General features: G+C 67.0%; 24 protein-coding genes. 11 read left to right on the plus strand and 13 right to left on the minus strand.

From position 1 onward, the window contains the following. Positions 1 to 44: 44 nt before the first annotated feature. From ACWPM1_RS04865 to ACWPM1_RS04880, 4 genes are all read right to left on the minus strand, one after another. Positions 45 to 632: a fasciclin domain-containing protein gene (locus tag ACWPM1_RS04865; RefSeq protein WP_455693711.1), complete on the minus strand. Its 588-nt coding sequence runs from the start codon at positions 630 to 632 to the stop codon at positions 45 to 47. Next, on the minus strand, positions 629 to 1,642 hold the full coding sequence (locus ACWPM1_RS04870; protein ID WP_455693712.1) for a hypothetical protein: 1,014 nt from the start codon (positions 1,640 to 1,642) through the stop codon (positions 629 to 631). The genes ACWPM1_RS04865 and ACWPM1_RS04870 overlap by 4 nt, the downstream gene beginning before the upstream one ends. Before the next feature lie 78 nt (positions 1,643 to 1,720). After that, positions 1,721 to 2,344: a lysozyme gene (locus ACWPM1_RS04875; RefSeq protein WP_455693713.1), complete on the minus strand. Its 624-nt coding sequence runs from the start codon at positions 2,342 to 2,344 to the stop codon at positions 1,721 to 1,723. Between the two features lie 82 nt (positions 2,345 to 2,426). Then, positions 2,427 to 5,132, minus strand: coding sequence for a PAS domain-containing protein (locus ACWPM1_RS04880; protein WP_455693714.1), 2,706 nt, complete (start codon positions 5,130 to 5,132; stop codon positions 2,427 to 2,429). Between the two features lie 181 nt (positions 5,133 to 5,313). Here ACWPM1_RS04880 and ACWPM1_RS04885 point away from each other — a divergent pair, with 181 nt between their 5' ends. Beyond that, a complete protein-coding gene (locus tag ACWPM1_RS04885; protein WP_455693715.1) occupies positions 5,314 to 6,372 on the plus strand; it encodes a sterol desaturase family protein in 1,059 nt (352 codons plus the stop codon). Between the two features lie 76 nt (positions 6,373 to 6,448). Here the strand turns inward: ACWPM1_RS04885 and glnA are convergent, their stop codons facing one another. The 5 genes from glnA to ACWPM1_RS04910 form a co-directional block, all read right to left on the minus strand. Continuing rightward, positions 6,449 to 7,858: a type I glutamate--ammonia ligase gene (gene glnA, locus ACWPM1_RS04890; RefSeq protein ID WP_455693716.1), complete on the minus strand. Its 1,410-nt coding sequence runs from the start codon at positions 7,856 to 7,858 to the stop codon at positions 6,449 to 6,451. 48 nt (positions 7,859 to 7,906) lie between these two features. Continuing rightward, positions 7,907 to 8,245: a P-II family nitrogen regulator gene (locus ACWPM1_RS04895; RefSeq protein ID WP_455693717.1), complete on the minus strand. Its 339-nt coding sequence runs from the start codon at positions 8,243 to 8,245 to the stop codon at positions 7,907 to 7,909. Positions 8,246 to 8,505: 260 nt separating this feature from the next. Further along, positions 8,506 to 9,435, minus strand: coding sequence for an N-acetyl-gamma-glutamyl-phosphate reductase (gene argC, locus ACWPM1_RS04900; RefSeq protein ID WP_455693718.1), 930 nt, complete (start codon positions 9,433 to 9,435; stop codon positions 8,506 to 8,508). Positions 9,436 to 9,439: 4 nt separating this feature from the next. Next, on the minus strand, positions 9,440 to 9,787 hold the full coding sequence (locus ACWPM1_RS04905; RefSeq protein ID WP_455693719.1) for a hypothetical protein: 348 nt from the start codon (positions 9,785 to 9,787) through the stop codon (positions 9,440 to 9,442). Between the two features lie 64 nt (positions 9,788 to 9,851). Continuing rightward, complete coding sequence (locus ACWPM1_RS04910; protein ID WP_455693720.1) at positions 9,852 to 11,234, minus strand: leucyl aminopeptidase family protein; 1,383 nt, start codon at positions 11,232 to 11,234, stop codon at positions 9,852 to 9,854. Between the two features lie 34 nt (positions 11,235 to 11,268). Between ACWPM1_RS04910 and ACWPM1_RS04915 the strand changes: the two genes are divergently transcribed. Together ACWPM1_RS04915 and map are read left to right on the plus strand one after the other, a co-directional pair. Further along, on the plus strand, positions 11,269 to 12,066 hold the full coding sequence (locus ACWPM1_RS04915; protein WP_455693721.1) for a DUF4163 domain-containing protein: 798 nt from the start codon (positions 11,269 to 11,271) through the stop codon (positions 12,064 to 12,066). 45 nt (positions 12,067 to 12,111) lie between these two features. After that, positions 12,112 to 12,939 (plus strand): type I methionyl aminopeptidase, encoded by an 828-nt coding sequence (gene map / locus ACWPM1_RS04920; RefSeq protein ID WP_455693722.1) that lies wholly within the window; start codon positions 12,112 to 12,114, stop codon positions 12,937 to 12,939. Here the strand turns inward: map and ACWPM1_RS04925 are convergent. Together ACWPM1_RS04925 and ccmA are read right to left on the minus strand one after the other, a co-directional pair. Continuing rightward, a complete protein-coding gene (locus ACWPM1_RS04925) occupies positions 12,936 to 13,592 on the minus strand; it encodes a heme exporter protein CcmB (protein ID WP_455693723.1) in 657 nt (218 codons plus the stop codon). The genes map and ACWPM1_RS04925 overlap by 4 nt on opposite strands. Then, complete coding sequence (ccmA, locus tag ACWPM1_RS04930; protein ID WP_455693724.1) at positions 13,589 to 14,173, minus strand: heme ABC exporter ATP-binding protein CcmA; 585 nt, start codon at positions 14,171 to 14,173, stop codon at positions 13,589 to 13,591. Before ccmA ends, ACWPM1_RS04925 begins: the two co-directional genes overlap by 4 nt. A 104-nt stretch (positions 14,174 to 14,277) precedes the next feature. On the opposite strand from ccmA, the gene ACWPM1_RS04935 reads away from it, so the two are divergent. Next, on the plus strand, positions 14,278 to 15,624 hold the full coding sequence (locus ACWPM1_RS04935) for an APC family permease (RefSeq protein WP_455693725.1): 1,347 nt from the start codon (positions 14,278 to 14,280) through the stop codon (positions 15,622 to 15,624). After that, complete coding sequence (locus ACWPM1_RS04940) at positions 15,606 to 15,899, plus strand: 4a-hydroxytetrahydrobiopterin dehydratase (RefSeq protein ID WP_455693726.1); 294 nt, start codon at positions 15,606 to 15,608, stop codon at positions 15,897 to 15,899. Before ACWPM1_RS04935 ends, ACWPM1_RS04940 begins: the two co-directional genes overlap by 19 nt. On the opposite strand, the gene ACWPM1_RS04945 is transcribed toward ACWPM1_RS04940, so the two are convergent. Further along, positions 15,888 to 16,694 (minus strand): SDR family oxidoreductase, encoded by an 807-nt coding sequence (locus ACWPM1_RS04945; protein ID WP_455693727.1) that lies wholly within the window; start codon positions 16,692 to 16,694, stop codon positions 15,888 to 15,890. The genes ACWPM1_RS04940 and ACWPM1_RS04945 overlap by 12 nt on opposite strands. Before the next feature lie 344 nt (positions 16,695 to 17,038). Then, on the minus strand, positions 17,039 to 17,656 hold the full coding sequence (locus ACWPM1_RS04950) for a DNA-3-methyladenine glycosylase family protein (RefSeq protein WP_455693728.1): 618 nt from the start codon (positions 17,654 to 17,656) through the stop codon (positions 17,039 to 17,041). 96 nt (positions 17,657 to 17,752) lie between these two features. On the opposite strand from ACWPM1_RS04950, the gene ACWPM1_RS04955 reads away from it, so the two are divergent. The 6 genes from ACWPM1_RS04955 (at position 17,753) to rsmH (ending at position 21,986) form a co-directional block, all read left to right on the plus strand. Further along, positions 17,753 to 18,070, plus strand: coding sequence for a 2Fe-2S iron-sulfur cluster-binding protein (locus ACWPM1_RS04955; RefSeq protein WP_455693729.1), 318 nt, complete (start codon positions 17,753 to 17,755; stop codon positions 18,068 to 18,070). Between the two features lie 74 nt (positions 18,071 to 18,144). Further along, positions 18,145 to 19,158: a cysteine synthase A gene (locus ACWPM1_RS04960; RefSeq protein ID WP_455693730.1), complete on the plus strand. Its 1,014-nt coding sequence runs from the start codon at positions 18,145 to 18,147 to the stop codon at positions 19,156 to 19,158. 46 nt (positions 19,159 to 19,204) lie between these two features. Then, the gene (locus ACWPM1_RS04965) at positions 19,205 to 19,510 is read left to right on the plus strand and encodes a hypothetical protein (RefSeq protein ID WP_455693731.1); all 306 of its coding nucleotides are present in this window, start codon (positions 19,205 to 19,207) and stop codon (positions 19,508 to 19,510) included. 46 nt (positions 19,511 to 19,556) lie between these two features. Then, entirely contained in the window at positions 19,557 to 20,243 is a 687-nt protein-coding gene (locus ACWPM1_RS04970) for an ABC transporter (RefSeq protein WP_455693732.1), read from the plus strand. Between the two features lie 328 nt (positions 20,244 to 20,571). Beyond that, positions 20,572 to 21,051 (plus strand): division/cell wall cluster transcriptional repressor MraZ, encoded by a 480-nt coding sequence (locus tag ACWPM1_RS04975; protein WP_455693733.1) that lies wholly within the window; start codon positions 20,572 to 20,574, stop codon positions 21,049 to 21,051. Continuing rightward, positions 21,048 to 21,986, plus strand: a complete 939-nt coding sequence (gene rsmH, locus ACWPM1_RS04980; RefSeq protein WP_455693734.1) for a 16S rRNA (cytosine(1402)-N(4))-methyltransferase RsmH — start codon at positions 21,048 to 21,050, stop codon at positions 21,984 to 21,986. The genes ACWPM1_RS04975 and rsmH overlap by 4 nt, the downstream gene beginning before the upstream one ends. Positions 21,987 to 21,993 lie beyond the last annotated feature (7 nt).

A 21,993-nucleotide genomic window follows, 5' to 3' on the forward strand; every position in this document is an offset into this window, starting at 1 on the left:
GCAGCCGAAGCTGCCCGGGCGTCTCGCTGGAAACCTAGGAGCGATTATCCGGCGGGCGCCGACGGCACCTGCTTGATCAGCCCGTCGAGGGGCAGGACAACGCCGTTGCTGGCGACCACCGGCTCTCCATTGATGGTGGCCTTGGAGCCGTCGGCGGCCGTGACGGTGATGGCATCGCCCGCCGCGCTGAAGGTTACCTCGGCATCGGCGAGGGTAGTCATCGTGACCGGTCCCTTCTTGTCGGCGATCGCCTTCTTGATGGCAGCGGGTGTCAGGTGCCCGGGCAGGACATGCCCGCGCAAGATGGCGACGAGTTCGGCCCGCCGCGCGGGAGCGGTCAATGCCTCGCGGCCTTCCCCGAGCTTGGCAAAGGCGTCGTCGTCGGGCGCGAGCACCGTATAGCTACCGGGCCCGTCGAACACACTGGCGAGGCCGGCCTCGGACAAGGCGCCCGCGATGGTGGTCAGCCCGGGCGCCTCGCCGATGGCCGCCGCGAGCGTCTGGTCGCCCGCGTCGGTTGCGTTCGCGGTTTCCTCGGTCGTCGCCGCCTTCTCGCCGCAAGCCGCGAGTGGGACGACGGCGGCGAGCAGCGCGGCAGCGGTAAGCCGGCGAACGTTGCGCAACCCAGTCATACCAGCAACTCGATGATCGCCTGGATCAACTGGGTCTGCGGATCGACCTGGTACACGTAGCCGTCGGCATATCGGTAGTTGGCATCGACGCTGTCGTAGTAGCGATCCTGGTACCCGTAGGGCACGTTGTAAACATCGTAGCCCCGCGGAAGCGGCTGACCGACCGCGAACGAGTCCCCGGTCAGGAGGGCGGCGATGGAATCGATCACCCCGCTCTGCGGATCGACGCGATAGAGCACGTCGTCGGCATAGCGATAGCCGTTGTCCGGTCCGAGATTGTAGTAATCGACGTAGTAATCGGGGACCGATACCGGTTGGTAGTAGCTCGGCCAGGGGTTGCCGACCGACAGCGCGCCACCGAGCAACGGGATATACCCAAGGACCGAATTGTTGCTGCCCATGCGGAACAGGTAACCGTCGTCGTAGAAGTAGCGCCCGTCGCCGAGACGATCGTAGCCCCACCACGACGGCTGGTAATACGGATTGCGGCCGTCGAACCCGCGCTGCTTGGCGAGCCCCGGCGGCATGCAGCCGTTGTTCTTCTTGGCGAGGCCCGGGGGACACCCGTCGATCAGCCCGCGACGCCCGTCGTCGAAGGCTACGCGGCGGACGTCGCGGATGCGGACGCCGTCGTCGTCGAAATGGTCGACCTGGCGGTCGATGCGAACGTCGCGATCCACCCGGCGCTCTTGGCGATCTTCCTTGAACTGGCCGCCGCCGCGATTGTCGCCCTTGTCCGCGCGGGCCTCGTTACCGCGGTCGGCCTTGCGCTCGGCGCTCATCGAGGGGCCGCGGTCGGGCTTGGCGGCTTTTGCTTCGCGAACGGCGGGGCCTCGTTCGGCCTTGGCCTCCCGCATTGCTGGGCCCTTGGCGGGCTTGCCACCGCCGTGGTTCATCCCAGCGTGTTCCTTGCCGCTGCCTTTGTCGCCGCCGCCTCCCTTGCCGGGATCGGCGATCGCGCCCGTGGCAGCCATGGCGATTGCGGCAGCGCCAATCAGAAAGTTGCGCATTGTGTATCTCCTTCGCGCTGAGGAACGGCGTCGTCGCCCACTAGGTTCCATGAACGTCGGTTAAGGCATTAACATGGATTACCTTGACCGGTAGAGGTGCGCTTCGGCCGCACGCCGTCGAACGAGCCCCGCAAGGACCCGCCCCCCGCCGCGGTTCCATCGTCCGAACTCGCGCTGGGCCGCGGCGTAGTCGCCTTCGCAGTGCCGACGGGTGAGCGTTGCGCGGGCGATCGCCCCGGTATTGTAGTGGAAGCTGACGAGCGCATCGAATTGCCCCTGGGTAGTCGGCGCATCGCCGACGGCGCGGACGACATCGGCCGCGTGCCGCGCGACGTCGGCAGCGAGCCGCTCGTCGCATTCCTCGGGGGTCCAGACCGTGTCAGGCCCGATGTCCGGGCCGGTGGCCCCCCATCCGATCGTCCACGGCAGGCCGCCGGTGCCGGGGTCGGGGTAGGCTTCAACCAGTCCGTCAGGGCGGAGGCGGGCGCAACCTTCGAACTGCTTGATCAGGGCCAGGCCACGCCGCGAAACGGCCAGCGGGCTCGCTGTTGGATTTGGAACGCATGGTGCACAGTCCAGACAATCAAACTCCGGGGCCGGCGTGGTGCTATCGATGGCCCGGTCGAGTGTGCGCACCTCAGCCTGGGTGAACCCCCGGCCGAGGATGCGTCGAATAGCGTCGAACAGTGTCTTGCGGTGCATGCGGGGGGCCTCCGAGGAAATCGAGGCCGGGCAAGTAAGCCGGATTGCCCGCTGTAGGAAAATGGTTTTTTTGGGGCGCCGGTCAGAGCGCCGCGAGACTGGCCGCAAGGTCGAGGTTGCGGAACGGTTTGCCGAGGCGCGCGAACCCGCTGGCGATCTCGCTGTTGTCGGCATAGCCCGTGACCAGCAGGATCCGGCACGAAGGAAAGTCCTGCCTCACCCGGCGCGCCAGTTCGGTGCCCGAAATGCCGGGCATCATGTGATCGGTCACCAGGAACTGCGGCTTGAGCCCATCAGCCAGCAGCTCGATCGCCTGCTCGGCCGAGCCGGCTTCGACCACCTCGTAGCCGAGGTCGCTCAGCATGTCGGCGGTACTCATGCGCACGAGCACCTCGTCCTCGACCAACAGGACGGTCCCCTGGCCGGGCGCCCACTCCTGTGCCTGGCTGGCGGTCGCTTCCGCCACCTCGCTCCCGCCCTCCGGCAGCCAGACCTCGACCGTGGTTCCTTCGCCGGGCGCACTGCGAATTTTCACCGTGCCGCCGAGCTGCGAGGCAAGGCCGTGGACCATCGATAAGCCGAGCCCGGTGCCCTTGCCGATCCCCTTGGTCGAGAAGAACGGTTCGGTTGCGCGGGCGAGGGTCGCCTCGTCCATGCCCATGCCGTCGTCGGCGATGCACAGCCGGACGTATCGACCCGGAGCCAGCTCCCCCGGGCTTTCGCGGTCGACCTCAGCCGCTGCCGCCGCGATGGTGAGCCTGCCGCCGCCGGGCATGGCATCGCGCGCATTCACCGCGAGGTTGAGGATCGCCATTTCGAGCTGGTTGGGATCGACGTGCGCGGTTGGAATGTTCTCGCCCACCTTCACCTCGATGCGAATTCGCGAGCCGATCGTGCCGGCGATCAGCTCGGCCATGCCTTCGATCAGCGGACCGACGTCGACCTGCTGCAACTGCAGCGGCTGCCGCCGGGCGAAGGCCAGCAGGCGCTGGACCAGCGTCGCAGCGCGTTCGGCCGATTTGATGGCTCCGTTGAGCAGCCGTTGCTCGCGCTCGCCGCCCACGCCCCGGCGCTGGAGGACGTCGAGCGCGCCGACGATCGGAGTGAGCAGGTTGTTGAAGTCGTGCGCCACCCCCCCGGTAAGCTGGCCGATCGCTTCCATCTTCTGCGACTGGCGCAGCGCCTCTTCGGCGAGCACCTGCCGCGACACATTGCGGCTTGAGCCGATCAATCGCACGATCCGTCCGCTGTCGTCGCGCATCGGAACCAGCGCGGTATCCCAGTGCTCGGGCACGCCGTTGAGGTCGAACACTTCGCGGTACTGCAGCATCGTGCCGGTCTCGGCGACCTGCCGGTACGTTTCGATGACCCGCGCAGCAATCGGCTCGGGAAGAATCTCATCGACGCGCCGCCCCTGCATGTCGGCGAGCTTCATGCCGAGGCCGGCCTCGTGTGCGGCGTTGGTTTCCTCGACGACGAATGAGCCGTCAGGCTGGACGCCGATTACGAACAGCGCCTCGGGCGTGTTCTCGAAATAAGCGCGGTAGAGCGCGTCGGCTTCCCTGCGGGCCGCATCGATCTCGGCGCGGTCGGCCAGCGCCTGCTCGATCCGCTGCTCCAGCACCTGCTCGGCGGCTTTGCGCTCGTGGATGTCGATCACCGAGCCGATGTAGCCGAGGAATTGGCCGTCGGACGCGAAGCGCGGGGCGGCGGCGTCGATCGCCCAGCGATATTCGCCATCGTGCCGCCGAAGCCGGTGTTCCAGCTCGAATGCTTCTTGCCGCACGTTTGCCGCCAGGAAGGCCTCGCCCGACCACTGGCGATCGTCCGGATGCACCGCATCGAGCCAGCCGAACCCCTCGGCTTGCTCGCGCCTCTGACCTGTGAACGCGTACCAGGCGCGGTTGAGATAAGTGCAGGCCCCCTCGTGATCGGTCACCCACATCATCACCGGTGCGTGGTCGGCCATGTTGCGGAACCGCTGTTCCGATTCCTGCAGCGCGTTCTCCGCCGCCTTGGTCTGCGTGGTCTCCTCCGCCGAGAGGACGACGCCGACGATCTCGCCTTCCGCATCGCGCCGGGGCAGCCAGTTGGAGTGCCAGGTGCGCACCACGCCCGGCTGGGCAGGAGTGACCCCGGCGAACTCCAGCCCCCAGATCTTCTCACCTCGGAGCACCCCCTCCATGGCAGCGACGGCCTGATCGTTGAGATCGGGCACCACTTCGTGGATGGTGCGGCCGATATGCGCCTCGACCGGAATGCCGTTGATCTCGGCCAGCCGCTCGTTGACGCGCAAGTAGCGCAAGTCGCGGTCCAGCACGCCGAGGCCGACCGGGGCGGAATCGTAAAGCGACGCCAGCTCGTCGGCCTGCGCGCGGGCTACCGCCTCGCTCGCGGCGAGGGCGCTTTCGGCGCGCTTTTGATCGGTGATGTCGGACACCAGGACATAGAACCCCATGACCTCGCCGGAGGGCGCGAGGCGAGGAACGTAAGTCCCGTCGATGAACCGCTCACCGCCATCACGGTAAGGCGTGAGCGCCTGGAACTTGACGGTGTGGCCCGCCAGTACCGATTCGATCCGCCCGCGCAGGACCTCGTGGGCGGGCTCGCCCAGCACTTCGCGCATCGTCCGGCCAAGGATGTCCTGGCGCTGCACCCCGAACCACTCGGTGTAGGCGCGATTGACGAAGCGATAGCGCTGCTCGCCGTCGACATAGGAGACGAGCACCGGAAGCGAATTCGCGATCAGCCGCAGCTCGGCCTCGTTATCCTCAAAGCGGGCGTCCACGCGGGGGGACCCGGAAATTCGATCCGACAAACTGCGCTCCGCCGTACCCTCGAAGGCCGTGTTAGCGAGGGAAAGCGCGCGCCGCTAGTCGCAGTAACCGGCGGGCGCGGCCGGCTTCTCCGTCCGGTACCGGGCCTCAACGCGTAACGATTGGTTGATGGTGCGCGGCTAAGGCGGGCTCATGGAGGATTTGCCCTTCCTGCCACAGGCCTGGCGTTTGGTGATCGAAAGCGGACAAAGCGCCGCTGGCGCCTTCGCGAAGATGCTGCTTTCGGCGGGGTCGAGCTATTCATTGCTCGCGCTGGGGGTGACGCTCGCCATCGCCGCCGCATGGACGCTGCACGGCCGGCGCGCAGACCGCCCCGTTCGCACGGGCGCATTATGGCGGGCGCTCGTCCCGCGACGGATCTGGCGCAGCCCGTCGGGGCGGACGGATGCCGCCTTCGCCGTGTTCAACATCGGCCTCGGCATGATCCTGTTCGGATGGCTGGTGGTCGGCCAGGCGGCGGTGTCGTCATGGGTCGGGCTGGCGCTCGATCAGGTATTCGGGGAAGTTGATGGCCCCCCGCTCCCGGCGGCGGTCCTCGCGACGGTCGCCACCGTGGCGATCTTCTTCGCCTACGAGTTCGCCTACTGGCTCGACCATTTCCTCAGCCACAAGTTGCCCGTCCTATGGCAGTTCCATCAGGTCCACCACAGCGCCGAGAGCCTGTCGCTGGCGACCAATTTCCGGGTGCACCCGGTGGACACGATCGTGTTCTACAATATCGCCGCGGCGTTCACCGGCCTGGCGACGGGGCTGTGCGACTATCTTGCCGGCGGAGCCGCTCGGCCGTTCACGATCGCCGGAACCAATGTGCTGCTGCTGGGCTCGGCGGTCCTGCTGACGCATCTCCATCACACGCACTTCTGGATCGGCTTCGGCGAGCGCTGGGGCCGCGTCTTCCTGAGCCCGGCTCATCACCAGGTGCACCATTCGGCAGATCCCGCGCATTACGACCGGAACTTCGGCAACAGCCTGGCGATCTTCGATCGCTTGTTCGGGACGCTCTACGTGCCCGGGGCCCGGCCCGAGGTGCACCGCTTCGGGGTGCCCGACCTGCCGTACAGTCCGCACAGCTTCGTGCGAAGCATGGCCAAGCCGTTCGCCGGAGCGGGCGGGATCCTCCTCCGTCGCTTGAGAAGCCGCCGCCCTTCGCCCCCGGCTGCGGCCCCGGCGAGCGCCACCGCCGTGACCTGAGCAAGCAAAAGGGCGCCCGGATCGCTCCGGACGCCCGCTTTTGTCGCCCTGTCGCTTCGCTGCTTGATGGCGTGCTTTACGCGCTGAAGTACATGTCGTACTCGACCGCGCTTGGGGTCGTTTCCCAGCGGCTGACGTCGTTCCACAGCAGTTCCGCGTAAGCGTCGATCTGGTCCTTGGTGAACACGTCGCCCTTCAAGAGGAAGTCGTGGTCGGCCTCGAGGCTCTCGAGCGCCTCTCGCAAGGAACCGCACACGGTCGGCACTTCGGCGAGCTCGGCCGGGGGCAGGTCGTAAAGGTTCTTGTCCATCGCGTCGCCGGGGTGGATCTTGTTCTGGATCCCGTCGAGCCCCGCCATCAGCATCGCCGCGTAGCACAGGTACGGGTTGGCCATCGCATCGGGGAAGCGGAACTCGACCCGCTTGGCCTTCTCGCCCGCGCCGTAAGGGATGCGGCAGCTCGCCGAGCGGTTGCGAGCCGAGTACGCCAGCAGCACCGGCGCCTCGAACCCCGGGACCAGCCGCTTGTAGCTGTTGGTGGTGGGATTGGTGAACGCGTTCAATGCCTTGGCGTGCTTGATGACGCCGCCGATGAAGTAGAGGCACATGTCGCTGAGGCCGGCGTAACCGTTGCCGGCGAACAGCGGCTTGCCGCCGTCCCAGATCGACATGTGGGTGTGCATGCCGCTGCCGTTATCGTCCTTGATCGGCTTGGGCATGAAGGTCGCCGTCTTGCCGTAGGCGTGGGCAACCTGGTGGACGACGTACTTGTAGATCTGCATCCGGTCGGCGGTCTCGACCAGGGTGCCGAAGGTGAGGCCGAGCTCGTGCTGCGCGGCGGCGACCTCGTGGTGGTGCTTGTCGCACGGCAGGCCCATCTCGATCATCGTCGCGACCATCTCGCCGCGGATGTCGACCGCGCTGTCGACCGGGGCGACCGGGAAATAGCCGCCCTTGGCGCGCGGGCGGTGCGCCATGTTGCCCGCCTCGTATTCGCGGCCGGTGTTGGTCGGCAGCTCGATATCGTCGATGCGATAGCCGCTCGCGGAGTAACCGTCCTCGAAGCGGACGTCGTCGAACATGAAGAACTCGGCTTCCGGGCCGACGTAGACGGTGTCGCCGAGGCCGGTGGACTTGAGGAAGTTCTCCGCGCGCTTGGCGGTCGAGCGCGGGTCGCGGGCGTACCACTCGCCGGTCGAGGGCTCGACGATGTCGCAGAAGATGATCATCATCGGCGTGGCGCTGAACGGATCGACGTAGACCGCGCCGAGGTCCGGCTTCAGGATCATGTCGCTCTCGTTGATCGCCTTCCACCCGCCGATCGACGAGCCGTCGAACATCAGGCCGTCCTCGAGCTGGTCCTCGTCGAGAGTCGAGCTGACCATCGTGAGGTGCTGCCACTTGCCGCGCGGATCGGTGAAGCGCAGGTCGACCCACTCGATCTCCTGCTCCTTGATCTGGCTGAGGACTTCCTTGGCGTTCGACATTTCACTTCCTCTTTGGTGTCCGCTCCCGTCCGGGGAGAGGGAGTTTAACTAGATGGCGGCATCGTCCTTCTCGCCGGTGCGGATGCGCAGGGCGGAATCGATAGTGGAGACGAAGATCTTGCCGTCGCCGATGCGGCCGGTCTGCGCGGCGGCGGCGATCGCCTCGACCACGCGCTCGGCCTGGCTATCGGGAACGACGACTTCGAGCTTCACCTTGGGCAGGAAGTCGACGACGTATTCGGCGCCGCGATAAAGCTCGGTATGGCCCTTCTGGCGCCCAAAGCCCTTGGCCTCGGTGACGGTGATGCCCGAGACACCAACTTCGTGCAGCGCTTCCTTCACCTCGTCGAGCTTGAACGGTTTGATGATCGCTTCGATCTTTTTCACGTGACCCCCGAATGCGCACAATGGCGCGCGTCGAGCCGGTCGCGCCCCGTGCCGCAGCACCGGACGCCCGGCGGTGGTTGAAATCCCTACGGCTTGAGTATCAAGAATCGTGCCAAGGGAGCTCGCGAGTGGCTAGGCCATCGCGCTTGCGGATTAAAGGCGCTTTCAGGCGAAATCGAACCGCCGACCGGCCCCCGCGCGAAAGATTCTTCCGCCCGCCAAACCGGCCTGCGCATTGCTAAGGCAACTGCTGCCTAAATTTAGGGCAGCCGCAGCCCTGCGGTCTCGTCGAGACCGGCCATCAGGTTGAGCGATTGGACCGCCGCGCCGCTGGCTCCCTTGCCGAGGTTGTCGAGCACCGCGACCAGCCGGGCCTGCGCGCCATCCGCCGAGGCGAAGACGTGCAGTTCCATCGTGTCCGATGGCCGGCGCGAGCGGCGAAGGAGGATTTCGCCTTCGGGCTCGGCGCCAATGCGGACGACGACGCCGCCGGCGTAGTGATCGGACAGGGCGGCGCGCAATTCGGCCGGACTCGCCGCTCCAGCCATCGCGGCGAGGGGAAGCGGCACTTCGACCACCATGCCCCGGTGAGCCGGCACCACGGCGGGGGAGAACAGCGGCGGTTGCGCGAGACCGCAATGGGCCTGCATCTCGGGCACGTGCTTGTGGCCGAGTTCGAGGGCGTACCCGCGCCAGGCAATGTCCAGGTCCTGCTCGAAGCGGGCGATAAGGCTTTTGCCGCCGCCCGAATATCCGGACACGGCATGGCAGGTGTAGGGCCAGTCGGCCGGCAGCAATTCGGCGGCTACCAGCGGGGCGACGAGCGCGATGAAGCCGGTGGAATAGCAGCCCGGGTTGGACACCCGCACCGCGCCCGCCACGACATCGCGGCCGACGATTTCCGGAAAGCCGAAGGTCCAGCCTTCGCTGACCCGGTGCGCCGAGCTGGCGTCGATCAGCCGCACTTTGCTGGCCGGATCGATCAGCGCCACCGCTTCGCGCGCGGCGTCGTCGGGCAGGCAGAGGATGGCGAAATCAGCGGCGTTGAGCGCATCGGCCCGCGCGGTAGGATCCTTGCGCCGGGCATCGTCCAGCACGAAGAGCGTGAACTCGCTGCGGCCCGCGAGCCGGTCGGCTATCTCGAGCCCGGTCGTTCCGACCGCGCCGTCGATGAAGACGGTCGCCGCCATCGTATCAGTCCTCGGGCTCGAGCTCGGTCGTGTAGAGATAGCCGGACGGTCCTTCCGGCGCGAGGCAGCCCCAGCACCAGGGGCCGGCGTAATCGAGCGCCTCGAATGGAGTTCCTGCGGCGAGCCGGATCACCTCGTCCGACCCCTCGCGCGGCTGGCACAGCAGCACGGCGCCCTCCGATCCGATCGCGCGCACTTGGGGCACCACGTAGTGGGCACACAAATACCGCTGCGCGAGCGCGATGTGCGCCAGATCGCCGCGGATGGCGATCGTTCCGACAGCTGGCCGCGCAACCGGTCCGGAAAGCGACAGCTGGCCTTGCGGCAACGGGTACTGGCCGGCGTCGGTCACGATTCAGGATAAGCCTCGAGGTGCACGCCGGCGCGCTTATAGTGCGCAGTCCTTATCGGCAAGTTTACCCGTAGCGCGCCTGCAACATGTGCCACGCGGCGCGCAGGCCCAGCGCGGCACCGCCCTTGGGCCGGCCCGGTTTGGCGCTCGGACGCCAGGCGAACGTGTCGAAGTGCGCCCAGTCGATGCCGTCGCCGACGAAGCGGTCGAGAAACAGCCCGGCGACGCTGGCGCCCGCGAAGGCGTTGGTGTGGCTGTTGTTGAGGTCTGCCGTGTCGGACTTCAGCCATTCGCGATAGCTTTCAGGCAGCGGCAGGCGCCAGACAGGGTCGTCCACCGCCTTGCCCGCGGTCGTCAGCGCCTCGGCGGTTTCGTCCCGCCTGGTCATCAGCGCGGGGAGATCCGGGCCCAACGCCACCCGGGCCGCCCCGGTGAGGGTCGCGAAGTCGAGGATCAGGTCCGGCTTCTCTTCGCTGGCGCGGGTCAGCGCGTCGCCGAGGATCAAGCGGCCTTCGGCATCGGTGTTGCCGATCTCCACCGACAGGCCCTTGCGGCTGCGCAATACGTCGCCCGGGCGGAAGGCGTTGCTGGAGATCGCGTTCTCGACCGCGGGCACGAGCAGGTGCAGCCGGACCTTGAGACCTGCGCCCATTACCAGGCCGGCGAGCGCCAGCGCGTGCGCGGCGCCGCCCATGTCCTTCTTCATCAGCAGCATGCCGCTCGCCGGCTTGATGTCGAGCCCGCCGCTGTCGAAGCATACGCCCTTGCCGACAATCGCCAGCACCGGGTGTTTTTCGTTGCCCCATACGAGATGCATCAGCCGCGGGGCATGCTCCCGCGAGGCGGCGCGCCCGACCGCGTGGACCATCGGGTATTCGCGCTCCAGCGCCTCGCCCTTGGTCACCGACAGCTTGGCCTTGTAGGCCTTGGCGAGCGCCTCGGCCTCCGCCTCCAGCGCGGCGGGGCCCATGTCCTCGGCCGCGGTGTTGACGAGCGTGGCGACTTTCATGCTCGCCTGCGCTTCGGCCACCATCGGCTCGATCGCCTTCACATCCTTCGTCAGCAGCACGCGCGGACCCGGGGCGTCCTTGTCCTCGCGATAGCGGACGAAGCGGTACTGGGCGGTCTGCCAGCCGAACAGCGCGGGGCCGGGCTCGCCGCTCGCCAGGCGGTACGTGCCGGCCGGCAGCGCCTCGGCGAGCTTGGCCATGCACCAGCTCGACAGCGAGGCCGGATCGGCCACCCCGCCCACGGCGAACCATCCGTCGCCGTCCGGAACGATTCCCACCTGGTAGCCGCCGCCGTCGAACTTCTGCGCGGCGAGAGCCGCCTTCTGGCCGGTGCCCAACGGCTTGGCCCAGGTGGCGAAATTGTCCTTGTTGACCAGATGGATCGCGATGGCCGCCTGGCCGCGATCGGGCTGGATTAGCTCGACGGGTTTGCTCATACGTGGTTTCCTAGCGCCTCGCCGGAGAATGCCAATGGATTGTCGCCCGCTGGTCGTGATGTTGCTGGCGGCCTGTTCGTCGCCCGCCGAAGTGGCCGAGCGGACCGGCCAGCGCGACCCTTCGGCGCAATCGACCGCCTCGGCATCCGCGATTTCATCGACCGCGCAGGGCAAGAAGGTCGCCGAGGATAGCGACCTCTTCAGCTTCGAACTGTCCTACCCGGCCGCCGTGGCGCGCATCCCGGTACTCGCCAGGCGGATCGAGGGCGATGCGACGAAGGTGAAGGACGAGATGACTGCCGAAGCCCGTTCTGCGCGTGCTGATGCCCAGGCCAACGGCTATCCCTTCAATCCGCACAGCTACGGCGAGGAATGGGAGGTCGTCGCCGACTTGCCCGGTTATCTGAGCCTGTCCAACGCGTTCCACAACTACTCGGGCGGCGCGCACGGAATGTACGGCCTGGAAGGGCTGGTGTGGGACAGAGCGAAAGGCCGGGCCTTGTCATCGGCCGAGCTGTTCCTCTCGCCACGGCACCTCGGAAGCGCGATGGGCGATGCCCTCTGCACCGAGCTCGGCAGGGCGCGGGTGGAGAAGGGCATGGAGCCCGCCGGCGGCGGCTCGGTGTTCCCGGAGTGTCCGGGCCTCGACGAAGCGACCGTGCTGGTGGGCTCGTCCAACGGCAAGACGTTCGACAGGATAACGGTCTGGTTCGGGCCCTATGTCGCCGGATCCTACGCCGAAGGCGCCTACGAGCTCGACTTTCCGATCACCGCGGCGATGCTCGAAGCGGTCAAACCGGCTTATCGAGCGGCTTTCAGCAAGCAATCATAATACTCCGGGTCGCAATCGAGCGCTTCATTCGCTATCTGACGGCGCATGACACAGTACCAGGTCGTCACCGGCGACGAGACCGTCATCCGCGACGGCACGATCAAACTGCACGGCCCGGCGGGCTTCGAAGGCATGCGCAAGGCCGGGCGACTGGCCGCCGAAATCCTCGACGCGCTGGCGCCGATGGTCCAGCCCGGCGTGACCACCGGCGAGCTCGACGACGTGGTGCGGCAGATGACGCTCGACGGCGGCGCGGTGCCGGCGACGCTCGGCTACCGCGGTTACACCCACTCGTGCTGCATCTCGATCAACCACGTCGTGTGCCACGGCATCCCCGGCGACAAGGCGCTGCGCGACGGCGATATCGTCAACATCGACGTGACCCCGCTGCTCGGCGGCTGGCACGGCGACAGCAGCCGGATGTACCTCGTCGGCGACGTGCCGCTGAAGGCCAAGCGGCTGGTCGAAGTCACGTACGAATGTCTTATGCTCGGGATCGAGCAGGCGAAGCCCGGCAACCGCCTCGGCGACATCGGCGCGGCGATCCAGGCGCATGCCGAGAAGCAGCGTTATGGAGTGGTGCGCGAGTTCTGCGGCCACGGCCTCGGCCGCCTGTTTCACGACGCGCCCGAAGTGGTCCACGCCGCCAAGGCCGGTACCGGGCCGGAACTGCGCCCCGGCATGTTCATGACCATCGAACCCATGATCAACCTCGGCCGGCCATGGGTGAAGCTCCTCAACGACGGCTGGACCGCGGTGACGCGCGACAAGAGCCTTTCCGCCCAGTTCGAACACTCGATCGGGATTACCGAAGACGGCTGCGAAATCTTCACCCTGAGCCCGACGGGCAGGCACAAGCCGCCCTACGACTAGTGTTCGCGCGCTGCTCTCACCGCAGCGCCGGCCGCGAACGGAGCCACCGCGCACAGCGCCAAACTGATCGCGCCGCACAGCGCGAGGCCCGCGTTATCGGGCCGGGCGAGGGCGCCTGCGCCGAAGATCAGGATCGGCACGGCCAGCGGAATGAGCAGCATGCCGCCCAATGCCGCCCCGCCTCGCACGCTTGCTGTCAGCGCCGCGATGACCAGGCCGATCGCGGCGAGCCCGGGCGTGCCGAGCGCGAGCCCTAGCAGCAACGTCTCCGTCGCTTCCCATGGAACCCCTAGCAGCGCCGTTGCGGGCACCGTGGCAATCAGGAGCAAGGGGCCGAAGCTCAGCCAATGAGCCAAAAGGCGCACGAAGAGGACCAGTTCCTCCGAAATGCCGCGCAAGGCCAACTGATCGAATGTGCCGCTCTCGATATCGGGTGCGACCAACCGGTCGATGGGAAGGATCGCGGCCAGCAGCGCGGCGATCCACAGCACCCCGCCGCCGGTCCGCGCGAGGAGCGGCGCGTCAGGCCCGACCGCGAACGGAAACAGCACCGCCACGGCGACGAAGAACAGCGTCGGCAGCCACGGCCCGCCGCGTCCACCGCCGAACGCTTGGCCGAGGTCGCGGCGGAGCAAGGCGGCGAATGCGCTCACGCGGCGAAGTCCCTCAACTCGATCCGGCGCGCGCCACCCGGCAGCGCCATCGGCTGGTGCGAGGCGACCACGCAGATGCCGCCGCCCCCGCAATGCAGCGCGACCAGCGCCTCGACCTTGGCGCGGGCGGTGTCGTCGAGCCCGTTCAAGGGCTCGTCGAGTAGCCAGATGTCGCGCAGCGCATCGAGCAGCCGGGCGAACGCGAGCCGCTTACGCTGGCCGGTCGACAGGAAGCGGACCGGCACGTCGGCGAGGCTTTGCAGCTCCATTGCGCTGAGCGGCATGGTGGGATCGGTACAACCGTCGAGCCGCTCCCAGAATCGCATCGCCGCGCTGAGCGGCAGGTGCTCGTCCATCGCCAGCCGCTCGTCGATCAGGCCGACGCTGCCCGATAGACCGACGGTGCCCTCGAACGTGCGCGAGAGCCCCGCGAGCAAGCGGAGGAGGCTAGACTTCCCCACCCCGTTCGCGCCCGCGACGTGGAGCACATCTCCGGCCCTGAGATCGAACGACAGCCCCCGGAACAGCACCCGGTCGCCGCGGCGGCAGGCGAGGTCTTGCACGGTCAGGCGCGGCTGCATCGGCGCGGGCATAGGGGCGGCGACGAAGTGTGCCAAGCAATCGCTTGCCCGCTAACGCGATGCGGGGCACACCGGTCCCCGGTCGCGCTCCGGGGGGAAGCGCCATGAAGTCTCACGCCAATCACTTGCTGCGCGTACTGGGGCTGGCGTTCGGGCTGGCCGCAGTGGTCGGCAGCGTCGTCGGCCAGGGCATCCTGCGCTCGCCGGGAATCGTCGCGCAGGCGAGCGGGTCGGAGGCGGTGCTGATCGGCCTGTGGGCACTCGGCGCCGCGCTGGCTATTCTCGCCGCGCTGCCCCTTGCCGAGCTGGCTGCGGCGATCCCGCGGGCAGGAGGCCCGATCGCGTTCGCCGAGCGCGCGTTCGGCCACCCCATGCGCGCGGTGACCGCATACACGATGGTGTTGCTCAACCTCGCGTCGGTCGCATTGCTGGCGTTCGTCACCGGCGAATTCCTCGTGCGCCTCGGAGTCGGCGGCGGACGGTGGGGGCCGGGCGCGATTGCGAGCCTGATACTGGTTCTGTTCCTCCTGCTCAACGCCATCGGCACGCGCGCGAGCGGTGTGGTCCAGATCGTCTTCTCGACCCTTAAGGGCGCGGTGCTCATCGCGCTCGTGGTCGCGCTGTTCTCGCAGCCCGGCGCGGTCGACGCCGGGCCGCCGCCGGCCACGATCACCCGCGGCTGGTTTGGCTTCGGCGCGGCGATTCTGGTGATCGTCAGCGCTTACAACGGGTGGGGCGACCTGTCAGTCTACGGCGAGGAGATCGACGACCCCGGGCGGGCGATCCCGCGCGCGCTGTTTGGCGGCATCCTCGGCATCGCGGCGCTCTATCTGGCGGTCAATCTGGCGCTGATGCACTCGCTGACGCCCGAGGCGCTGGCGGCATCAGACTTCGCCGCCGCTGATGCGGCGAAGGGCGTGTTTGGGGCCAACGGCGATCTGATCTTCACTGCGTTCGGGGTGCTGTCGGTCGGGGCGATCGCCAACCTCAGCTTGATGACTACCACGCGGGTGGTTTTCGCCAGCGCCAGAGCCGGTATGTTGCCCGGCGGGCTCGCCTGGGTCGACAGGCGCGGCACTCCGCTGCGCGCGCTATTACTGGCGACGGTGTGTTCGGCCGCATTCCTGTGGTCGGACGCTTATATCGCGCTCAACGCCACCGCCACCGCCCTGTCGCAGGGGGTGTTCGTGATCGTCGCGCTGGCGGCGATTGTTCTGCGGCGGACCGAGCCCACAATGCCGCGGCCCTACCGGATGCCGCTCTATCCGCTGTCTGCGTGGGCGGCGCTGGCGTTCAACCTGATCCTGCTGCTAGTGTTCGTGGTGCAGGAGCCGTTCTACACCTTGCTAGGGCTGGTGCTGGTCGCAGCGCTTTCGGCGGGCTATCTGCTGCTTGCGCGCGCCGGCGGTGAAGCGCCTGAGGAGAACGCCGAGTGGCCGTTGCCGAGTTGACTGCAGTCGAGCGCGAGGCCGCGCTCGCCGATCTGCCCGAATGGGCCGCCTCCCGCGAAGGCAAGGCCATCGCGCGCAGCCTCCGCTTCGCCGACTTCAACGAGGCGTTCGGCTTCATGACCCGCGTCGCCCTGCTGGCCGACAAGGCCGATCACCATCCCGAATGGTCGAACGTCTATAACCGGGTCGAGATCGAGCTCACCACCCACGACGCCGGCGGGCTCAGCGCGCGCGATGTCGAGATGGCCAAGGCGATTGACGCGTTACTGGCCTAAGGGCCTAGCCTGGCCGCGCGCCTGCTTGCGCACGCGACCTGGCATCCAGCGCGCGCCGAACGCCATCCGTCTCGCGGTCTTGCCGACAAGCGTGTGCAACTTGTCGCCGTGCACCGCATCCCAAGCAGCCCGGGCGACAACCAACGCTGATGTAATCTCGAGCCCCGCCTCGGTCACCCGGGCGCGGATCGCTTCGTTGCTGCCCTGGTTGGGCGAATGGTCGAGCAGGGGCGTGTCGATGAACCCGGGCATCAGGTCGCGTACCTTGATGCCGTGCTCGGCCCATTCGGCGTCGAGCGCTTCCGTGATCCCGCGCACCCCGAACTTGGTCGCCGAATAGACGCTCGCGCCGCCGGTGCCGTAGATGCCCGCCGCGCTCGCGGTGTTGAGCAGGCACGATCCCGGCGCAGTCTTCTTGAGGTGCGGCAGCGCGGCTTGCGCGCCGAACAGCACGCCCTTCAGGTTGATGTCGAGGCAGCGCTCGATCTCCTCGGTAGTGTTGGTGTCGAGCGAGCCGCCCAGCGGGATACCGGCGTTGTTGGCGAGCACGTCGATCCGCCCGCCCGAGGCCATCGAGAACGCCTCGAGCGCGGTGTCCCACGCCGCCCGGTCGCGCACGTCGAACTTGTGCGCGAAAGTGAACCCGTTGCCGATCCGCGCCTGCGTCTCGGTCATCCCCGCGGCGTCGATGTCGCCGAGCCCGACGAACCACCCGGCCTGCGCGAAATGCTCGGCGATCGCCCGCCCGATGCCCGATCCGCCGCCGGTGATGAAGATCGCTTTCCGCACGCTCATGCCCACACTCCCTTTGGTAGCGGGTTAGCGCGGTGAGTGGCGGATTGCTACGCGTTCGAGCGTGCGTTCAGCAACTGCTATGGATTACTGCAAACGACCCACTGCGGACGTTACAGGTTCACTAGGAGAACGTGGTCGCGATACTATTTCGTAATGCGGTCTACGGCTAAGCTCAGTTTGCTGTAGATGCCTGCAAGAAGCCCCAGGACCCCCAAATAGAATGCTGCTTCAGCCCAGACTGGCATACGATTCCCTCCTTCGTTCGGCCGGAGGATGGACGCATACGGGACGGGAAGCAAATGGGGGCTCCACCTGTCTTGCAACCGTAAACCTAAGCCTCCGAGCTAAAGCGCCGGATTGTTGTAGCAGTGCCAGGTGAAGATCGCCGCCGCGCCGCGGTGCGGCCGCCAGTCCTCGGCCAGCGCGCGGGTTTCCTTTTCGGTGGGCCGTTCCTCCAGTTTGAGGATCTTGCCGAGGCCCGCCTGGACCGCGAGATCGCCCGCGGGCCAGATGTCGGGGCGGCCTTCGGCGAACAGCAGATAGATCTCGGCGGTCCAGCGACCAATGCCTTTGATCTGCGTGAGCTGGGCGATCGCCTCCTCGTCGTCGGCGGGCAGCGCGTCGAAGTCGATCGCTCCCGCCGCGACGAGCTCGCATAGCGAGCGGGCGTAGCCCTGCTTCTGCCGCGAGAGGCCGCAGGCGCGCAACGTGTCGAAATCGCGCGCAAGTAGCTCCGTGGGATCGACATCCTCACCCACCTCGGCGGCGAGCTTGTTCCACATGCTCGCCGCCGCCGCGACCGAGACCTGCTGGCCGACGATCGCACGCAACAGGGTCACGTGGCCGCGCTCGCGGATCCGCGGTTCGGGGTAGCCCGCCGCCTCCAGCGCGCGCGCAATCGCCGGTTCGCGCGCGGCGACCGTGTCGAGACTGTGCTTGATCTGCCCGGCGCTGAGCCCCATCGGATGTCCCATTCTTGCCAGAGTGGCGTTCTTGCTAAAATTGTTGGCAGTGCCTAGCAGCCGCGCCGAAGCAAATCGACAAGGACGCAAGTTCCCATGCCCAAGCTGATCGTGGTCAACCGAGCCGGCGAAGAATCGACCGTCGATGCGGCCGACGGCCTCACCGTAATGGAGGCTATCCGTGACAACGGCTTCGACGAGCTTCTCGCGCTGTGTGGCGGTTGCTGCAGTTGCGCGACGTGTCACGTTCACGTCGATCCGGCCTTCAAGGACCGGCTTCCGGCAATGAGCGAGGATGAGGACGACCTGCTGGAATCGAGCGACCACCGCGATGAGAACTCGCGCCTCGGTTGCCAGGTCCCGCTGACTGCCGACCTCGACGGTCTCAAGGTTACCATCGCCCAGGAAGACTGAGGGCAAGACTGAGTAGCGGTTCGCAAACCGGAACTGCGTTGTCCGCCGCGGGACCAAACTCTAGCTAGCGCGCTATGACTGGCATTCCCGTGCGCACCACCACGCTCGATCTCATCGGAAACACCCCCCTCGTCCTTCTCGCCGGCCCGAGCGCCGAGGCGGGCTGCGAGATCTGGGGCAAGTGCGAATTCCTGAACCCCGGCGGCAGCGTGAAGGACCGAGCGGCGCTCGGCATCGTCCGAGATGCCGAAGAAAGCGGCGAGCTGAAGGCTGGCGGCACAATCGTCGAAGGGACGGCCGGCAACACCGGGATCGGCCTTGCCCTTGTGGCGAACGCGCTCGGGTACCGCACGATCATCGTGATGCCGGACAACCAGTCGGCGGAGAAGATGGCGACGCTCCGGGCGCTTGGGGCCGAGCTCGTCCTCGTGCCGCCGACCAAATATTCCGACTGCAACCACTTCGTTCACACGAGCCGTCGGCTGGCGGAGGAGACGCCGGGCGCCATCTGGGCGGCCCAGTTCGACAATACGGCCAACCGCAAGGCGCATATCGAGACCACCGCAGTCGAGCTGTGGGACCAGTTGGAAGGGCGCATCGACGGGTTCACCTGCGCCGTCGGCACCGGCGGTACGCTGGCGGGGGTCGGCATGGGGCTCAAGCAGCGTAACGAAGACATCGTCATCGCGCTAACCGACCCACACGGGGCAGCGCTGTACAGCTACTACGCGACCGGCGAACTCAAGGCGGAGGGCAGCTCGGTCGCCGAGGGCATCGGACAGGGCCGGGTTACAGGAAACCTCGAGGGCGCTCCCGTCGATATGCAATTCCGTATCTCCGACGAGGAGGGGCTGGCGTGGGTCGCCCGGCTTCTGCGCGAAGAAGGACTGTGCCTCGGTCTCTCGTCGGGGATCAACGTTGCCGGAGCGGTCGCGCTGGGCAAGCAACTTGGGCCCGGCAAGCGCGTGGCGACGATCCTGTGCGATACCGGCTTCCGCTACCTCTCGACTCTCTATTCCGCCGATTGGCTGGCTGCGAAAAAGCTCCCTGTCTTCGACTGGCTACGGCCTGACTGCACGGCGGTTTGACCCGCGGAGAAGTTGACTGGGGCCGGTCTGCGACTAGCTTAACGCAATGGCCGACCGCATCCCAGGAGAGGCTCCGCTTGACGAGCCGCCCCTTTCGCCGCTCGCTGGAACCCGAGCGCAAGCCCTGCAGCGCCTGCAGGTAGGGATTTCGTTGCTGCTCGGGATCGTGCTGATCGTCGGTCTGGCCAACGTGATCGAGGAGCGGGCCAAGCAGAGCGAGCAGACGGCCGTGCCGCAGGCTGAAGCGTCTGTCGCCGCCGAAACGGCCATCCCTGCGAACGATCCGCTAGCTGATGCCGGCGTGCTCCCGGCAGATGGGGCCACCACCGGCCCCGCCGACGATGGCACATAGATTCCGCATTGCCGCCGCAGCCGCCGCTACAGCGCTGGCCGCCACAATGGCGATATGGGCGACGCCTGGGTTGCAGAAGGAGGACCAGAGGCCGGCGCTGGGCTTGTTCACGTCGCTACCCATCTTCTGGGCGGAGAGCGCCAGCGTCGCCGAAGCGCTCGACAGCACCAGCGACCTGCATTGGGTCCGAATTTTGCTCGAGGAAGAGAACCGGCTGGTGCCGGTGGATACCCTCGATGGAGATGCGTTGGTTGGCCTCAAGCGGCTGATCATGGCCCAGCCGCGGCCGCTGGCGCCTTCCGAGAACGTCGCGCTCGACGACTGGGTGAACGGTGGCGGGCGCTTGCTTCTGTTCGCGGATCCTCTGCTCACCGAGGAGTCGCGCTTCGCGCTGGGAGACAGGCGCCGGCCGCAAGACATGGCGGTTCTTTCTCCGATCCTTGCCCGTTGGGGATTGGAATTGCAGTTCGACGAGAGCCAGCCTGACGCCGAGCGCCGAGTACCTTTTCGCTCGGTGACTATCCCCGTTCGCCTCGCTGGAAGTTTGAAGCGCATGAAAACCAACGCGCAGGCCAAGTGTGTATTCGAAAGCGAGTCACTCGTGGCGAGGTGCCGGATTGGCGAGGGCGCTGTTCTGGTAGTTGCCGACGCCTCCGTTCTTGAGAGTGCGCGATCCGTGGAACGCCCGGAAGAAGCGCTGCGCACGATGAACAAGGCCGCATTCGCGGACTGACGCGGGATTTTGCGGAATATAGCCTGCGGCCCTTTAAGTACTTGTAAAACAATAGGTAAATTTCGAATGCGGACTGCCTCGTGGAGCTCTGGCACGCGCGTTATCCACATGGAAAATCGATATTAACCGCTTCTTCCCGCAATTTCCCGCACTTTTCCCTTCCATCCCGGGGCGCGAAAAGTTAATACGCTGACCCATCGGACATTTCGATCCAAGCACACCGGGACCGGTCGTTGCCAAGCTTCCGCGCCTGCGCGGGCGGCTGCGGGAAAGTCATGTCTGCGGGGTGGGCCTTCGGGCTCGAGAGTGGACGTAAGTGCGGGGGGAAGTGGCGGCTTCAGGCTTCAGCGGTTTCAGTGGACAGGCCTTTTCGCCGGCGGGCGACAAGGGCCGGTTCGTGCTGCCTCCGCTGTTCCGCAACGCAGTGAAATCATCGAGCGACGGCAAGGTGCTCTGCCTCGACAAGCACGCCAAATTTCCCTGTCTGGTGGGTTTTGGCCTTTCGCGCATGAGCGAGCTCGAGCAGCAGCTCGACCGCGAAGAGGACCGCGCCGGACCTGAGTTCGACCGCGATACCCGTGCACAGCAGCTGTTCGGTTTCGCCCAGATTCCCTTCGACGACTCGGGCCGCTTCGTGCTGCCAGACCATCTGCGCATGCTCGGCAACATCGACGGGGCGATGTTCTTTCAGGGCGGCGGGCGCAACTTCACCGTCTGGAACCCTGCGGAATTGATGAAGATGGACGACGCTTGGGCGGCCGCGAAGGCCGCCTGCGTGCAGTTCCAGGCTGAAGGGAAGGGCAAGTGAGCGATGCCCCGCATATTCCCGTTCTTCTTGATGAAGTGATCGCCGCGCTCGCGCCGCGGCCGGGCGACGTGATCGTCGACGCGACTTTCGGCGCGGGCGGCTATTCGCGCGTGCTGCTTGATGCAGGCGCCACGGTGCACGCTTTCGACCGGGACCCGGATGCTATAACCCAGGCTAGGAAATGGCCCGAAGCTGCGGAAAAGCCGCCGCGGCTGGTTCTATACCCCCGCCGCTTCTCCGAGATGGTTAACGCGCTCGCCGAGTCGGGGCTCGCGCGGGTCGACGGGATCGTAATGGATATCGGCGTGTCATCGATGCAGCTCGACCAAGCTGAGCGCGGGTTCGCGTTTTCCGCGGAAGGCCCGCTCGACATGCGCATGAGCCGGGAAGGGGCGAGCGCCGCCGACTTCCTTAACGAGGCCGATGAGGCGGCAATCGCCGACGTGCTCTACAACTACGGGGAAGAGCGTCAGAGCCGCCGGGTCGCGCGCGCCATCGTTGCCGCGCGGCCGCTGTCGACAACCGGCGAACTCGCCCGCGTCGTGCGCAAGGCACTCGGTTACCGCCCCGGAGCGCCGAAAGACCCCGCGACTCGCAGCTTCCAGGCCATCCGCATTCATGTGAATGCCGAACTGACGGAGCTGGAGGAAGGCCTCGATGCCGCGGAAATGCTGCTCGGGGAAGGCGGCCGGCTGGCGGTGGTGAGCTTCCACAGCCTCGAGGACCGTATCGTCAAGCGCTTCCTGCGTGATGCGTCGACACTCCCCTCGAGCTCGCGCCACATGCCCGCCGCTCAGGTTGAGCCGGCCGTATTCACCCGGGTTTCCAAAGGTATCAGGCCGTCGGAGGCGGAGCTAACCCGCAACCCGCGCGCCCGTTCCGCGACCCTTCGCCATGCGGTCCGCACCGCCGCGCCGGCGCGGAGGGCCGCCTGATGGTCGC

Source organism: Tsuneonella sp. HG249 (genome assembly GCF_053819205.1).